We start from the raw sequence: 16383 nt of genomic DNA, 5'->3' as shown, positions 1-16383 counted from the left end.
CCAAACCAAGCCTTATCCATCGCGCCCTTATCCGCGGATAAGGTAAGGTATTGGAAAGGTTTGTTAAATTAGTATTAAGGGCGCGCTGCTTGGCGCGCCCTTTTCGTTAGCGTTTGCCGTAATAAAGCCCAACGACGTGTTCGGCTTCTGCAAAGAACAGCCAACGTGCGGCAGAGACACCGATTAGGTGGCTTATGACGGCCAAGCCCGCAAGAATGTGGGAGTGGCTGAGCAGCAGCAGCACAAGCGGCAGCGCGACCATCAGAACAATCGCGATAATGCGCAGTTTGAGCGCGTGTTTGCGGCCGATCACGTAGACGAATTCCTTTAGAAGATAGTTCGTCCCTGTATGGGGCGGTTCGAACGCCCGAACCTCGCCGCGTGCTCCCAGACCCGTTGCCGTCGCGATGGTCGTCCCAGACCTTGCCAGCGCCGTGTCACCCAGCACCCAGTGCGCGATTTGCGCCGCCCCCGCGAGGACCAGCAGCGGCATCGCAAGGGGTATTTGCCCGGCCAACAGTGCACCCCCAGCAATACAGATTGTCAGGAACATCGCTGGCGTGGTGAAATTATGCCAGCGCGGCACTGTCTTCATTTGTGTGTAGATCATTGCGGTCGTGAACACCGTGCCGATAGACAGAGCCGCGCCAATGACGCCTAAGACGTCCCAACGGGTGCCAAAAAACACAAGGCCTGCACCATAGATCGCCATAATAATAAGGGCGGAAACGGCACAAATGCCTTCGCGTGACAGCCAGCTGGACCGCCACTGGCTGAACGCCTTAAGCGCGCGTTCGGGATGGCCGAGGTGGAAAGTCGATGCGATCAGCCCGCCGACGGCCAGCAGATAGGCGATGGCGAAAAACACGAACGCGACCCAGCCCGTGGGGGCGGGCATGCCAAGGCCGAGGAACGCCAGCAGACCAAAGCCAAGGCCGGAGAGGGTCGAGAACAGAATGACGGATGGTGCGGGATGCATTAGTTTGACCCTCCCTTCGTGTTGCCCTTTGAAGACCCGGGCATCGATTCCAGTGCCTTGTCGAGCCAGCCAAGGAAGCCCGTCGTTTCTGTCGCGATAGGTTCAAGGAACGGTGCGAGGATATCGACGTCTTGGCTGCGGTCACGGTCTTTGACGCGCGGTGGCAAGTATTTGTTGACGGGCTTGGTGCCCATTTCGGGCATTAGGTCCATGCCGCCGCGTTCTGCGGTCAGTTTGGACACGTTTGAGTCCGGGTCCGCGAAGTCCCCGAAGTGGCGTGCGTTAGATGGGCAGGTGCGCACGCAGGCCGGTTCGCGGTCACGTTCGGGCAAGTTTTCGTTGTAAATACGGTCAACGCAAAGGGTGCATTTCTTCATGACCTTCGCTTCGGCGTCCATTTCGCGCGCACCGTAGGGACAGGCCCACGCACATAATCCGCAGCCGATGCAGTCTTGTTCATTGACCAAAACGATGCCGTCTTCGACACGTTTATAGCTGGCACCGGTCGGGCAGACGGTTACGCAAGGCGCGTCTTCGCAGTGCAGACAGGATTTGGGGAAATGGACCAGTTGCGCAGGCGCGGCGCCTTGGCCAAGATCGGGGGGCTGGATTTCATAGCTGTGCACACGGTTGAGGAATGTCCCCGTTGGATTTTCGCCATAAGGGTCCTGATCGCTCAGCGGTGCGCCGTAGTTTTCCGTGTTCCAGCCTTTGCATGAGATCACGCAAGCATGGCAGCCGACGCAGGTATCAAGGTCAATCACGAGGCCAAGTTTTTTGGCGGTTGAGGTCGGTAAAGTTGTCATGTGGTGGCCCCTATGTGGATGGGTTGGGTCATGCTGATGGGGTCTTCGGCTGCCGCGTCCCATGTCGCGACGAACCAGACGAAGCTGCCAATCATAAGCGCGAGGGCGGCAAAGATGAGGATGAGTGTTCGCTTCATTTGCCCACCTTCCATGCTTGGGATTTCGGCCCCTTTCCAACGGGGGACTTTTGCGCGAGTGTGACCGGCTGGGATTCCGCAGGGGTAGTTGTTTTTTCGATCTTAACCCGCAGGTCGAACCATGCAGCTTGTCCTGTGATCGGATCGGAGTTGGACCAGCGCATTCCGTCAGCTTTTTCAGGCAGAAGTTCGTGGATCAGGTGGTTGAGAAGGAAGCCTTCCGTTGCCTCGGGGGCCTTTTCATCCAAAGCCCACGCGCCTTTGCGTTTGCCGATCGCGTTCCACGTCCAGACTGTGTTTTCGTTTAATGCGGCCATGTGTGCGACGGGCACCGTGATGACGCCCGACGGGGATGTGACTTTTGCCCAATCACCGTCTGCAAAGCTGTGCTGCTCCCAAATCTTGGTCGGCACATACAGCGGGTTCAGCCCGTGAATTTGGCGCAGCCATGCGTTTTGCGTGCCCCATGAATGATACATCGCCATTGGGCGCTGGGTCAGCGCGTGGACGTTGAATTCGCTCGTGTCGATCAAATCATCGGACAGTGGCGCGTACCACATCGGCAGCGGGTCCATGGTGCGTTTGACCTGTTCGCGCAGATGGTCTGGCGGCTGCACACGGCCATGCCCCTCTGCCGCCAACTGCATGCGGCGCAGTGGTTCAACGTAGGGCGTGAAAATGTAGGGCTGTTCGCTGTCATAAAAGCCCATTTTCACCGCCCATGCTTGGTAGGCCATGTTGAAGGGTTTGTAATACGACGCCTCTTCGGGGACGTGGGACACCCAGAAGCCGCCGTTTTTGATGTAGCTGTCAATCTGGCCTTCGTTGGGGGCGCCGCGTCCTTCGGTCAATCCATTTTCGCCCATGCGAAAGCCTGCAAGCGGGCCAATTCCGGGGCGGCGGATGTGGTTGGTGATGTAGTCGGCGTAGTCTTCGTATTTCTGCGATCCGTCTTCGTTCACGAAACCCGGCAAGTCGAGGCGTGCACCAAGTTCGCACAGCACCGATTGGAACCCGCGTACGTTGCGGTCCGGTTCAATGACCGGCCAGCGGATTGCGTCTGCAACGCCGTCGGCTTCCGATATCGGCCGGTCCAAAAGCGAGATACAATCGTGGCGTTCAAGGTATGTGGTGTCGGGCAGGATCAGGTCGGCGTAGGCGACCATTTCCGAGGAATAGGCGTCCGAATAGATGATGCGCGGAATGACGTATTCGCCGGTCTCTTCATCTTTGTCGGTCAACATTTCCATCACGCCGGTCGTGTTCATCGACGAATTCCACGACATATTCGCCATATACATAAATAGCGTATCGATCTTGTACGGATCGCCTGCGTGGGCGTTGGATATCACCATGTGCATCATGCCGTGCGACGACAGCGGGTTGTCCCATGTAAACGCTTTGTCGATGCGAATGGCAGACCCGTCCTCATTCAGCATCAGGTCTTCTGGACTGTGCACAAACCCGAGGTGCGGACCGTTAAGCGCCTGACCGGGGGTGACTTTGCCGTGTGGTTTGGGGTGCGCTGTCGCGGGCTTGGGGTAGGGCGGTTTGAAACGCATGCCGCCAGGGGTTTCCACAGCACCAAGCACGATCTGTAACATATGCAGCGCGCGACAGGTCTGGAACCCGTTGGAATGGGCAGAAATACCGCGCATGGCGTGCATAGACACGGGGCGGCCGATCATTTTGGCGTGCTTTTTGCCGCGGAAATCAGTCCACGGGCGATCAAGTTCAATGGCTTCGTCAAACGCTACATGCGCCATATCCGCCGCTAGGCGTTTGATCCGCTCCGCCGAAATGCCCGTTGCGTCCGCAACCATTTCAGGGGCGTGTTTCGGATCAAGAAAACGATCCGCCATTAGATGGAACACAGGGCGGTGCGTGACGCCAGCGGCGCGGTGTGTGCTGGCAAGGTCGGGCTCGACACCTTGACCATTCCACGGCGCCAGATGGCCCGTGTTTTTGTCTATCACTTGCGGCTGGCCGTCACTGTCGCGCAACAACAGGCCGTTCTGATCGCTTTTGGGGTCCTCATTGACGATGCAGGACGCATTGGTGAACCGCGCGAGGTAGTCGAGATCGAGCTTACCTGCTTTGAACAATTCATGGATCAACGCCATGATCAGCAGACCGTCCGTGCCCGGTGTGATGCCGAACCAGTCATCGGCCACAGCATTGTAGCCCGTGCGGATCGGATTGACGCCGACCATGCGCGCGCCACGGCCTTTGATTTTGCCAATGCCCATTTTGATCGGGTTGCTGTCGTGATCTTCAGCGACGCCGAACAGCACGAACATTTTGGTGTGCTCCCAATCAGGCTGGCCAAATTCCCAGAACGCCCCGCCCATGGTGTAGATTCCAGCGGCGGCCATGTTCACCGAACAAAACCCCCCGTGGGCTGCGTAATTTGGCGTGCCAAACCCTTGCGCCCAAAGCGATGTGAACGACTGCGACTGGTCGCGCCCTGTAAAGAACGCCAGCTTTTCGGGGGCTTCTTCGCGGATCGGTTTTAGCCAGTCGGTGGCAATTGTCAGCGCTTCTTCCCACGAAATTTCCTCAAACTCACCCGATCCGCGCGGGCCGACGCGTTTCAGCGGGGCCTTCAGGCGCGACGGTGCGTTGACCTGCATGATGCCCGCAGACCCTTTGGCGCACAAAACGCCTTGGTTTACGGGGTGGTCCTTGTTGCCCTCAATATAGGCAACTTTCATTTGTCCATCAGGTTGGGCTTTCATATGCACATCGATGCCGCAGCGGCAGGCGCACATGTAACAGGTCGTCTTGCGGACCTCGTCTGAGACCTTGGGCGATGTGTCGAGGATCGGTTGATCTTTGGGCATCTGGGTGACCTTTCAGTTCAGGCGAATTGGGTGCGGATCAAGCCTAGCATAGCAAGGCCGATCAAAAGGATAAGGCAAAATGGGCGATAATACGGTGCTAATCGTTCGGTAAACAGCTGTTGTCCAAGGAAGACACCGAACATCGTTGGAATCGCGAAGAAAAGGCCGCGCGCAATGCCGGACATGTCCATAACGCCAAAGACCGTGAGCACGACCATAGATATGCCAGCGCTTAGGAACAGATAAAGCACCAGCGACGCGCGCATGACTTTGGCGGGCGCGTCAGCTGCCAAGACGTAAACTGCAACGACCATGCCACCGACCCCCGCCACACCGGACACCATGCCGGACAGGACGCCGGACCCGTAAAGACCGGGTTTCGTGGCCAGAAACGGCATGCGGATTTTGGCGAGCAGCGTGATCGCAAGAAGCCCGATCACCGCGAGGGCGATGGTTTTCGACGCTGCGACAGATATGGCGATAGTCAGCGCCAACCCGATGGGCCAGCCGATAGTGGCACCGATAACAAGCGCGTAGGTCATGGTTTTATCCGCGCCGTCCCAACCGTTCTTGAGCATTAGGATCGAAGCGGACATTTCCAGCCACCACAGCATCGGGAGCAGCTCGATTGGCGGCAGGATAATCACGGCCGTCGCCATAACCATGGCCGACAATGCAAAGCCCGAAAATCCACGCACGATCCCCGCAAGGATTGCCAGCCCGATCAGGATCAGGAATTCGCTTTGCGTCAGCGCGGTGGCTTGCAGGATCCAATCCACTATGCGGACGCAATCGATGTGGCGTCCAGCGCGATCTGGCGTTCTTCGTCGGCGTTGATCACATGCACAGGTACGTCACCAAGAAACGCGAGGTGCGCCATGATTCGGTTGCGGATGTCGGCGGAATTCTGACCGATGCCACCTGTAAATGCGACAGCGTCAAGGCCGCCCATGGCAACGACGGCGCTGCCCGCATGCCGCGCGGCCCAGTAGCAGAAATGATCGACAGCAAAGTTGGCTTGATCGGTATCAGCGGCGAGCAGAAGGCGCATATCGGTGGCACCGCCAAGACCCTTGAGGCCAGAGTCCTTGTTTAGGAGCCGCGATGCCTCAGCCGCGCCGTGAATCTCAGCCATGCGTAACACCGCCATGCCATCAATCGCACCGGACCGCGTGCCCATCGTCAGCCCGTCCAGCGGCGAATAGCCCATCGACGTTGCGACGGATTTTCCTTTGTGGATCGCACAAAGCGACGCGCCGGACCCGAGGTGGAACGCCAAAAGGCGATCAGGCAAGCGATCCTCAAATTGGGTGACGATCCACGCATACGACAATCCGTGGAAGCCGTAGCGTCGGATGCCCATGTCGCGGTCTTTTTTCGGGATCGCATAGGCTGTGGCGACAGGTGGATTTGTCGCGTGAAACGCGGTTCCGAAGCTCGCGTATTGCGGCAGGTCAGGGGCCAGTTTCTGCAGCGCACGAATGCCCGCGAGGTTGTTGGGGTTGTGCAGTGGCGCCAATGGCGTCGCCGCCTCGATGCCCGCAATCACATCATCGGTGATGCGACACGGCTGCACCAGCGATGTGCCGCCATGAACAACGCGGTGCGCAGCGGCTGTGAGGGTGTCGGCGGTGATGCCCTGCGCGCTGAGTGACCCAAGGATCGCGCTCAGCGCTGCATCGTGATCGGGTGCGGCGATGTCTTTGTCGTGTGTACCAAGCGTGATGTGGGCAAGTGGACCGCCGATCCCGCTGACCTGACCAGCCATGACTTCGGTCAGATCGGGCTGAAACAGCGCCACCTTGATTGAGCTAGAGCCTGCGTTGACGACAAGGATCATCAGCCAGCCGCCACGATTGCGCCAAGCGCGATGGACGACAGACGTGCCGCTGCGGGGTCCGCGCGCGATGTCAGCAGAATTGGAACCTTGGCGCCCATGACGATGCCGCCTGCGCAGCCGCCCGACAGATAGACGAAGGATTTAAACAGCGCGTTGCCCGAAACGATATCGGGCACGATGATAGCGTCGGCTTGGCCCGCGACCGGGTCGCCTGTCAGCTTTTTGTCCTGCACGGCTTTGGGTGACATGATCAGATCGAACGCCAGCGGGCCGGAAAAATCGGCGTCGCGGATGTTTTCAATCGCCCAGTCACGCAGCTCTCGGCCTTCCGTTGATGACGGGACAGCCTCAATCGGGGATTCCGTGGCAGACAAGAATGCGACCTTGGGGCGCGGGTTGCCAATTTTGTGCAATAGATCGACGACTTCGCGCGTTGCGTCTTTGCGGGTGTCGATGTTGGGGTGCACGTTGACCGCCGCGTCGCTGATTGTGATCGACCCCGACCCATCCGGTGTGGTGATATGGAAAATATGCACGAAGCGTTTGCCGGTACGTAGGCCGGCATCGCGCGATACGGCGGCGCGCATGAATACGTCGGTGTGCAACTGGCCTTTCATCAAGACGTCAGCGCGCCCCTCTCCGCAGGCCATAGCGGCGGCGTTGCCTGCTTCGATTTCGCCGGTCGTGTTGATGATCTCGTATGGGGAAATGTCCCAACCCAGCTTGTCAGCTTCGGCTTGGATCATATCGCGTTCGCCGGTGAACAGCGGCACCATCATGTTGGCCTGCGTGGCTTCCATCGCGGCGAGCATCGGCAATGGCGCGCCGGCGCGGGCAATCGCCACACGCGGGGTGGGCGCGTCCTGCGCTTGACGGATGAGAAGTGCGGGGGCGTCGGCCACGGCGTCAGACAGGAAGGATGACATTGAAACGAGGCCTTTCGGAATTGGAGAACCGAGGCGGAGTTTCCCCCGCCTCGGCACAATCTTGCAAGGGCTATTAAGCCATTGTTTGCTGACGCATGTCGTCTTTAGAAATACCGGCCACTTCAACAGGCTTCTTCATGGCGTCGCGACGGAATGGATCGCCAAGTTCTTGGTTGATCATCGCCTCGATCAGCGTGGTGATGCCGTTTTCCATCTGGTCCTTGATCGCTTGGGCCAGTGCCGCTGTCAGTTCGTCCTGTGTGCGTGCAACGACGCCTTTGAGACCACAGGCGTTGGCGATGCCAGCATAGGACACATCTTCGTCCAGCTCGGTGCCGACAAAATTGTCGTCAAACCACAGCGTTGAATTGCGCTTTTCTGCGCCCCACTGGTAGTTGCGGAACACGATTTGGGTGATTGCAGGCCAGTCGCCGCGACCAATCGCAGTCAGCTCGTTGACCGAGATGCCGAACGCGCCGTCGCCAGCAAAGCCGACAACCGGAACGTCTGGGCGGCCGATTTTCGCGCCAACGATGGACGGCAGACCGTAGCCACAGGGGCCGAACAGACCGGGGGCGAGGTACTTGCGGCTCTCGTTGAACGACGGGTAGGCGTTGCCGATGGCGCAGTTGTTGCCAATATCGCTTGAGATGATCGCCTCAACAGGCAAAGCGGCCTGAATTGCACGCCATGCCATACGCGGTGCCATCCAGTCAGGTTTGGCTTTGCGGGCACGCTGGTTCCAGTCAGTGCCCGGATCGTCCTGCTCTTCGGTCATCGACGTCAGTTCCTGCGCCCATGCGGATTTTGTCTGTGCGATCATTGCCTTGCGGTCCTTGCGGCCCGCGTCGCCTGCGGTGTCTGTTAATTTAGCAGAGATCGCAGTTGCCACTTTGGCGCTGTCACCGACGATACCGACAGTGACCTTTTTGGTCAGGCCGATGCGGTCAGGGTTGATGTCGACCTGAATGATCTTGGCGTCTGTTGGCCAGTAATCAATGCCGTAACCCGGCAGAGTAGAAAACGGGTTGAGGCGTGTGCCAAGCGCGAGAACAACATCAGCCTTGGAAATCAATTCCATGCCGGCCTTGGAACCGTTGTAGCCCAATGGGCCAGCAAACAGCGGGTGGTTGCCCGGGAACGCGTCGTTGTGCTGGTAGCCAACACAAACAGGCGCGTCGAGGGTTTCTGCCAAGATACGCGAGGCTTCGATGCCGCCTGCGGACAGGATTGCACCAGCACCGTTCAGGATGACGGGGAACTTGGCGGAGGACAACAACTCAGCGGCCTTGGACACGGCATCCTCGCCGCCCTGTGGCAATTCAAAGTCGACAATCACTGGCAGGTCGATGTCGATGACCTGTGTCCAGAAATCGCGTGGCACGTTGATCTGTGCGGGGGCAGACGCACGTTTCGCCTGCATGATGACACGGTTCAACGTCTCGGCGATGCGCGATGGGTCGCGCACTTCTTCTTGGTAGGCAACACAGTCTTTGAACAGGTTCATCTGTTCCATTTCCTGAAAACCACCCTGACCGATGGTTTTGTTGGCCGCTTGCGGTGTGACCAGCAGCACCGGTGTGTGGTTCCAGTACGCGGTCTTCACGGCGGTGACAAAGTTGGTGATGCCAGGACCGTTCTGCGCGATCATCATCGACATTTTGCCAGTGGCGCGGGTGAACCCGTCGGCCATCATGCCGCCAGTTGTTTCGTGCGCACAGTCCCAGAATTTGATGCCCGCATCAGGGAAAATGTCCGAGATTGGCATCATGGCAGAGCCGATAATCCCAAATGCGTTGTCGATGCCGTGCATCTGAAGTGTTTTTACGAAGGCTTCTTCGGTCGTCATTTTCATTTTGGAATCCCTTTCGGTGCAAGTTTGCGTGTAACATATGGCTTTGGCGATGGGCGAGTTAGGTCCAGATGGATCCCAATTTTAGGACCAGCCAGTCAATTATTAAGACTTATCGTCTCATTATGGGCTGACTTTGTCGAGTCAGTTCTAGAGTCAGCCACACTGCGCGCGGTGTTAGTTTATCTCGGCGAGTGTTTTTGCTAGGATTTCGACGCCGCCTGCGATCCGCGGTGTCGGGATCGAACTATAGGCAAGGCGGTAGAAATTGTTCGGCGCAGAGGGGCCGCTAAAAAACGCGTGCCCCGGTTCGATCAGCACACTTTTTTCCGCAAGGCGCTGGGCAAGGACGCGGGTGTCCACATGTTCGGGTGCGCGCATCCACAACGCTGATCCGCCAAAACTGCCCGCCCCCGCAACCGTCAGACCGTGTTCAGAAAGTGCGGTGTCGATGGTTTTGCGCCGATCATGGTAGGCGCGGCTCATCCGACCAACAAGGGCGTCGTAATGACCGCGTGACAGGAAATAGGTGACGGTGCGCTGGATGTGGCCGGGGGGGTGGCGCAGCACGGACGCGCGCAGGGCGCGGGCCTCGCGGATGAAAGGTGCAGGGCCGACGAGGTAGCCCAGACGCAGCCCGGGAAATAGCGATTTTGAGAAACTGCCCACATAGATCACGCGGCCGTTTTTATCGAGGGACTTCAGCGCGGGGGATGGCGGTTTCAGGAACGACATTTCAAATTCATAGTCATCTTCGACAATCAGAAAGTCATCTTGTTCCGCTTTATCAAGCAAAGCGCGACGGCGCGACATCGGCATCGTCGCGGCGGTCGGGCATTGGTGGCTGGGGGTCGTGAAAACCACATCTGTTTCAGGCGGCAACGCGTCGGGCGGCAGGCCATCCTGATCGACAGGGATCGCGTGCAAATGGCAGCGCGATTGTTCCAGAATGCCACGCAAAGCGGGATAGCAGGGGTCCTCGATCGCGGCGGTGCGGCGCTGGGTCAACAAAACCTGCGCCGTCAGCCAAAGCGCATTTTGCGCCCCCATCGTCAGCAGGATTTCATCCGGCTGCGCTAGGATGCCGCGACGGGGCAGGGTTTGGCGCGCAATAAAGTCGAGCAGTTTGGGATCGTCGCTGTCGAAATAGTCTGCGGTTAACGCGTCGAAATCCTTGCGGCCCAAAGCCTCAAGGGCACAAAGGCGCCAGTTGGCGGAATCAAACAACGTCGGGTCGGCCTGTCCGTAGATGAACGGATACCGGAATGTCGCCCAATCAGCGGGTTTTGACATGCCTTGCGTTGTGGTGAACCGCTGGCCGATGGCGCGGGTCCAATCAACGGTGCTGTGGTCGCTGCTGGTGGCGGGAAACGCGGGTGGTTCGGGCGCGTTTTCGGACACGAAATAGCCTGATCGACCATGCGCCACGATATAATCGTCTGCCAGCAATTCGGTAAACGCGAGGGTGACAGTGATGCGGCTGACGCCGAGGTGCACAGCCAGTTTGCGCGACGACGGCAGCTTTTCACCCGGTCGGAACCGTCCCGCAAGGATGCCTTCTGCGACCAATTGGCGAATTTGGGTCTGCAGGGTGCCACTGGCATCCGGTTGCAGAAAGAAGGTTTCGACGGGGAGAGCCATGGGGCTGTTCTAACTGGCCCCATGGTCAAGGTAAACTGGTCTTATCGCGCAGCCCTCGTCAAAAGACGGGGCGTCGCAATTTATTGCTGTTGCGCGACGGCTGCGGCAAACGCGCGGCTGTCCACTGCGAGGTTGGACTGCGCAAACGGAGTTTTATCGTCATCCGCACTGAAGAATTGGCTGTCGACCGCGATGATTTTCCATTCACCATCCACGTTAAGCAAGAACGGTGATCCACTGTCGCCTTGGGCCGTGTCACATTCGTGCAGGATCGAATTGTCTTCAAACGCCTGCACGATGCGGCAGCCTTGGTTGCCCGACATATTGTCGCCCGTGTCCCAAGAATAGCCAGCCTGATTGACCAGCAGACCGGAGCGTCCGATTTGTGACAGGTTCGCAGCGGTGAGTTCGTGGACTTCAAGATAGCCGACCTCATCCCCAAGGTTACGATCCAGAACGACCAGCGCCCAGTCGTGGCCATTGCCACCGCCCGCAGGCTGGGTTTCCGGAGAGTAGGAGGGATCAAAGACCGCGCCGATGACCTTGGCGTCGCCTTGTGAATTGCCCAACGACAGACCCGCTGAAAAGCTGACAGGTGTGAGCGTTTCATTGCCAGTATCTGTGACACAATGCGCCGCCGTCAGGACCAGAGCCGGGCCCACAAGCGTCCCCGTGCAGGTGCCGTCCTGCAAAGTAAGTGAGCCGATAGAGCGCCAAGGTGATTGTGTAACATCGACCAAGAAGCGGTCGTCGCGGCCAAAGAAATGGTTTTCCAGACCGGCTGGACGCGAACGGCCCAGGCAGTCAGCGGTGTCCGAAAACGGCTCACATGTGCCGCTGCCGCCAGAGGCTTCGTTGCAAATACCGTCAAAGGCGGTGGCGCAGGTGTCGGTGCGGTTGCGCAGATAGGCCACAGCGGCACAATCGGTCACATCCGTGCCGGAGGTGCAATTGTCGGCTCTTCTCCGCTTTGTTGAGTAAGAAAAGATGCCGACCATCAAGTAACCTATTGATATGTTAGGTTTCTGACAACTTTTCATAGGGCAGGTAAAGGCTTATCCCCTTTGCTCCGGCGGCACCTGATGTAGTGCGAAGCGGCTTGCCAATCTAGAATGTTCTGGTATTGTTCTTCCCATGCCAGCCAGATGGAAAAACGACAAACCCATGTCCCGCCCCGCGTTCGACGCCAGGTTTTCTGATGAGGAAGCGTGTTCGCATTATCTGGTGGAACATCGTTGGCCTGAGGGCTTCGTCTGTCCTTCCTGTGGCACCTGCAAGGGCTGGCCGTTAAAGCGAAATCGCGCGACTTGGGAATGTGCCGGTTGCGCACGGCAGACATCCGTGACGGCTGGCACGGTAATGCACAGCAGCCATTTGCCGTTGCGAATTTGGTTTCTTGCCGCGCACATCATCACCAGCCATTCCAACGGCATGTCAGCGCTGCAACTTCAGGCGCAACTTGGCCTTGGCAGCTACAAGACGGGTCGCCATCGTCGCTCGGACCGATGGCGCTTCTCGGCGACCTCCTCTTGCAAAAGCTGCGGCGGTCGATGGTCAACCCTGACCGCAACCCCCTGAAAGACCTTGTCGAAATCGATGAAACAGAGATGCCGTTCCGGTCCCGGCATGATCCCGAGGACCGGCCAAAGGGTGGGCGGAGCCCGGTTGGAAAGATGTTTGTCGTCTGTGCCGTCGAGTTATCAAGTGACGGACATCCGCGCCGTATCAGGATGAAACACATTCCCGACGGCGCGTCAAAGACGCTGCACGGGTTCATTGGTCAGGCTGTAGAGCCTGGCGCTCACATCATCACGGATGGCTGGCTCGGTTACGAAAATCCTCCTGCAAACACGCATGAGGCAAAGGTCGTCAGCGGCAAGAAGGCACACGACATACTCCACTGGGTCCACCGCGTGTTCTCCAACCTAAAAACGTGGGCAAAAGGCGTCTTCCACGGCCTCAGAAAGTGCCATCTACAACGCTATCTCGACGAATTCGTGTTCCGCTGGAACCGACGGCGACACATGCGAAGCGCCTTCGACACGCTGCTGGGGATCGGTGTTGGTCTCGGGCCAGCGACATATCGTGATTTTGTTGAACAGCGCGCCTGAAGGGCCTCGTTCACGGCAAAAGCCACGCCCTATAAACCCACCAGACGTTACAAACTGATCCGATCCGCCTCTAAAGCCACAAGGGCAAGATTCTGCGCCGCGTCAACATGTGGGGCAACCGGACTAAAAGGGATAAGCCTTGGGCAGGTATATGACCATCGACATCTCGCAACATCTTTTACGCCTGAAGGGGCAACGTGTAAATGAAATTGAGCTGGCTGAAGACGGTGCGAAGGTTATTGTTCAGTGCAGTCGGGATGCCCGCAGGAGCGCTATAGACCCTGCAACCGGCAAGAAGGGTAGCATCAACCAACATATTCGCCGACAAGTAAACGACATCCCGTTTTTTGGGTATCCTTGTGTGATTGAGATTGAGCTAGCGCAGGTTTTTATTAGCAAGGGTGAGCGCCGCATTGAGGCGTGTCCTTTTGTTGATAAAGGGTGCCGTTTCACCCATCGATTTTGCCATCTTATCAGTGGATTGTGCCGTCATTTATCCATTCTGGCTGTCTCCAGGCATTTAGGTATACGATGGGAGACGGTAAAGAATATCGACAAGGCATACCTGATGGAAACGCTTCCTGCGCTTGATCCCGCACAGCTTGCTGGCTTGGAATACATTGGTGTCGATGAAGTGGCCCGGGCGAAAGGTCATGACTATATGACGGTGGTCTACGATATGGTCGGAGGGCATCTGATCTGGGTGGAAGCCGGTCGAACTGCCGAAGTTTTTTCAAGGTTTTTGAAACAGCTGCGGCCAGATACAGCCCATAAAATAAAGGCCGTGTCGATGGATATGGGGCCTGCCTACCAAAAGGCTGTCAGGGAGTCCTTGCCGATGGCCGACATCGTATTTGACCGTTTCCACGTCATGAAAAACTACAGCAAGGCTATCCATAATCAGCGTCGCCTTGAGTTCAGGAAGGCCGATCAAAGTGGTAAAGAGTTGATGAAGGGCACGCATTATCTGTTGCTCAAAAATGCGGATAAGTTGAATGAAAAACAAAGTAACAAGCTGCAAACGTTGCTGGAGAGCAATAGCAACCTGAATACGCTTTACGTCTTAAAAGAACAGCTTCAGGCTCTGTGGAGCGCCCCATCATTTGAGGGGATGTCAGAGCAACTGGAAAATTGGTGCCTGATCGCAGATCAGTCACACATGCTCTATCTGAAAAAGTTCGCAAAATCCCTAAGAAAACATTGTGTGGGCATATGCAACTACGCGAAACACAAGCTGACAAGCGCCAGGATAGAGGCTGGTAATGTCAGTATAGGAATGATCCGCAAACGAGCCAGGGGCATCAGGGATACCGAATACTTCAAACTCAAAATTAGACAATCATCCATCCCAGATAATCAATCTATACTCCCGCGCCTGAATTGACCTGAGGTTTTCCCCTCAAATCACTTTGTTTTCCTTGAGCGATATGACGCGGAAGTTGTCGGTGACGGTGTCGCGGAACTCTGGCTATTTTTCTGGCAGGGTCTTGCGGAAGAAGTCGAAAATGGCCTCTGTGAATTGGTTGAACGTTGCATAGTGCCGATTGTGGGTGACCCATTTGTGCATAACACCCCAAAGACGCTCGATCGGGTTGAGGTGCGGGGCATATGCTGGCAAGAAATGCAACTTCACCCGACGTTCTGGGCTGTCCAGCCATGGCTGTAGTATCTTGGCATGATGATAGCGGGCATTGTCGACAAAGACGTGGATGGCCGTCTTGGTTTGGTTGTTGCGTTCCAACTTTTCCAGCATCTGTCGGGTTGTCTGGGCATTGATCTTCTCGCCTTCCACAAAGGTGAACTGGAAAGTCTCAAGGTCAAGCGCGCCCTGAATGTTGAGCCGCTTGCGCCCTGATGTCGCCTTCAGGGCCGTCTTTTGTCCCTTGGGGAACCAACCATGGGCGGGGCGGCTCTGGTGTTCGGGGTGGACAGCGTCCGAAAAGACAACCATCTCATCTGCGGCCAACCCGTTCATCAGGGCCTCATATTTGGCAATAAACGCAGCCTGCTTGGCTTCATCGGCCTGTGCAGGCAGCAATTGTGGTTTCTTATACGCGAACCCCAGGCGGCGCATCAGCTTGGCGGCTCCCGACGTGCTGTAGTTTTGGTCGCACTCGGCTAGAACATAGGCACAGACCTCATCGGCATTGCGGGCAGGCTGCGCGGTGAAATGGGCTCTCACCGCCTGCTCTTGCACGACGGACAAATGACCCTGACGCTGGCTGTAGTCCTTCAGACCGAAAAACGATAGTCCCGCACCGGCAAAGGCAAATCGCCACTCCGTCAAAACTGTCGGGCCAATATCCAAAATCCGGCAAACCGTTCCGGCGTCTTCTCCTGCGTCCAAAAGAAGAAACGCGCGCGCCCGTTTCCAAACAAGGGCGTCAACTTTGCGGCGGCGGCAAAGCGCTTCAAGTGCTATGCGCTGCTCGTCGGATAAGGAGACTGTTTTGTATTGCTTGCTCATAAACTCAAAATACAGACTGAACCGCCTTTGGCCATGCGACGAAGTGAATCGCAGGCCCAAAATCGTCAGGTCAATTCAGGCGCAGAAGTATATGTTCTATTTGAAATCCTAGAATAACTCAACAAAGCGGAGAAGAGCCCAATTGTCGGTGCCGATGCCGGGTTCGTCACATTCGTTGTCATTGGCCCAACGACAGCTGTCTTCGCCGCCCAAAGCCATGGCGCGGCAATCGGTGGCGTCCGTGCCGACGTCGCAAAAGACTGTGCCGCCAAAGGTCACGTCGTCACATTCGCCGTCATTATTCCAGCGGCAGGTGTTGTTGCCCAAATTCAGGATCGTGTTTTCTGCCAGAAGCAGGCCGCGTGCGCGATCCAAAAAGTCGCTTTCGCGGGTGATCTGCTCAGCGGCGCAATCACTGGTGTCTAAACCGTCCTGACATGACCCAGTGCCATTGTAGCGGAATTCGTCACATTCTTTGTCGTTGGCAAAGACGCAACTGTCGTCGCGTATTCCTTGGCTGAGCAATGAACAGTCGGCGGTGTCGGTGCCCGCGTCACAATATCCTTGGCCACCGTACTGGGCCTCGTCACATTCGTTATCGCCGGCATACTCGCAGTTGTCTTGCGCCCAAGCTGGCGTTGCGACGGGGAGGGCAATGATGAAAGTCAGTGCAACAAGGAGGGACCGGAGCATACTAAAAACCTTTGATCTTGAAATGGTTGCCCCAGCCTGACGCAAAACAAGGGTTCAGGTCCATCACTGATCCTGAACCCCGTTCAAT

12 protein-coding genes and 2 pseudogenes are annotated in these 16383 nt (G+C 57.1%); 2 read left to right on the top strand and 12 right to left on the bottom strand.

Features of this window, described 5'->3' with window-relative positions:
- Positions 1–106: 106 nt before the first annotated feature.
- From OA238_RS19745 to OA238_RS19705, 10 genes are all read right to left on the bottom strand, one after another.
- Positions 107–979: a dimethyl sulfoxide reductase anchor subunit family protein gene (locus OA238_RS19745; protein WP_015496558.1), complete on the bottom strand. Its 873-nt coding sequence runs from the start codon at positions 977–979 to the stop codon at positions 107–109.
- Complete coding sequence (locus OA238_RS19740; RefSeq protein WP_015496557.1) at positions 979–1785, bottom strand: 4Fe-4S dicluster domain-containing protein; 807 nt, start codon at positions 1783–1785, stop codon at positions 979–981. Before OA238_RS19740 ends, OA238_RS19745 begins: the two co-directional genes overlap by 1 nt.
- On the bottom strand, positions 1782–1922 hold the full coding sequence (locus tag OA238_RS32995) for a hypothetical protein (protein WP_187293079.1): 141 nt from the start codon (positions 1920–1922) through the stop codon (positions 1782–1784). The genes OA238_RS19740 and OA238_RS32995 overlap by 4 nt, the downstream gene beginning before the upstream one ends.
- Positions 1919–4765, bottom strand: a complete 2847-nt coding sequence (locus OA238_RS19735; protein ID WP_015496556.1) for a molybdopterin oxidoreductase family protein — start codon at positions 4763–4765, stop codon at positions 1919–1921. The genes OA238_RS32995 and OA238_RS19735 overlap by 4 nt, the downstream gene beginning before the upstream one ends.
- Positions 4766–4782: 17 nt before the next feature.
- The gene (locus OA238_RS19730) at positions 4783–5544 is read right to left on the bottom strand and encodes a TSUP family transporter (RefSeq protein ID WP_015496555.1); all 762 of its coding nucleotides are present in this window, start codon (positions 5542–5544) and stop codon (positions 4783–4785) included.
- Positions 5544–6605 carry an acetate/propionate family kinase gene (locus OA238_RS19725; RefSeq protein WP_015496554.1) on the bottom strand — a complete coding sequence of 354 codons (1062 nt, stop codon included), beginning with the start codon at positions 6603–6605 and terminating at the stop codon, positions 5544–5546. Before OA238_RS19725 ends, OA238_RS19730 begins: the two co-directional genes overlap by 1 nt.
- On the bottom strand, positions 6605–7531 hold the full coding sequence (locus OA238_RS19720; protein WP_015496553.1) for a phosphate acyltransferase: 927 nt from the start codon (positions 7529–7531) through the stop codon (positions 6605–6607). The genes OA238_RS19725 and OA238_RS19720 overlap by 1 nt, the downstream gene beginning before the upstream one ends.
- Positions 7532–7604: 73 nt before the next feature.
- Positions 7605–9386: a sulfoacetaldehyde acetyltransferase gene (gene xsc / locus OA238_RS19715; RefSeq protein ID WP_015496552.1), complete on the bottom strand. Its 1782-nt coding sequence runs from the start codon at positions 9384–9386 to the stop codon at positions 7605–7607.
- A 174-nt stretch (positions 9387–9560) separates the two neighbouring features.
- Positions 9561–11024 carry a MocR-like pyridoxine biosynthesis transcription factor PdxR gene (pdxR, locus tag OA238_RS19710; protein ID WP_015496551.1) on the bottom strand — a complete coding sequence of 488 codons (1464 nt, stop codon included), beginning with the start codon at positions 11022–11024 and terminating at the stop codon, positions 9561–9563.
- 80 nt (positions 11025–11104) lie between these two features.
- Complete coding sequence (locus OA238_RS19705) at positions 11105–11956, bottom strand: trypsin-like serine peptidase (protein ID WP_187293078.1); 852 nt, start codon at positions 11954–11956, stop codon at positions 11105–11107.
- Between the two features lie 202 nt (positions 11957–12158).
- Between OA238_RS19705 and OA238_RS19700 the strand changes: the two are divergent.
- Positions 12159–13135: pseudogene (locus tag OA238_RS19700) on the top strand (IS1595 family transposase).
- Between the two features lie 151 nt (positions 13136–13286).
- Entirely contained in the window at positions 13287–14519 is a 1233-nt protein-coding gene (locus OA238_RS19695) for an ISL3 family transposase (RefSeq protein WP_044037227.1), read from the top strand.
- Positions 14520–14534: 15 nt separating this feature from the next.
- Here OA238_RS19695 and OA238_RS19690 read toward each other — a convergent pair.
- Both OA238_RS19690 and OA238_RS19685 read right to left on the bottom strand, forming a co-directional pair.
- A pseudogene (locus OA238_RS19690) lies at positions 14535–15602 on the bottom strand (IS630 family transposase).
- Between the two features lie 108 nt (positions 15603–15710).
- Positions 15711–16295, bottom strand: coding sequence for a hypothetical protein (locus OA238_RS19685; RefSeq protein WP_044037226.1), 585 nt, complete (start codon positions 16293–16295; stop codon positions 15711–15713).
- Between the last annotated feature and the right edge of the window lie 88 nt (positions 16296–16383).

Source organism: Octadecabacter arcticus 238, assembly GCF_000155735.2.
GTDB lineage: Bacteria > Pseudomonadota > Alphaproteobacteria > Rhodobacterales > Rhodobacteraceae > Octadecabacter > Octadecabacter arcticus.
The sequence above is the reverse complement of the archived record's forward strand: the minus strand, read 5'-3'. Positions and strand labels throughout refer to the sequence as shown.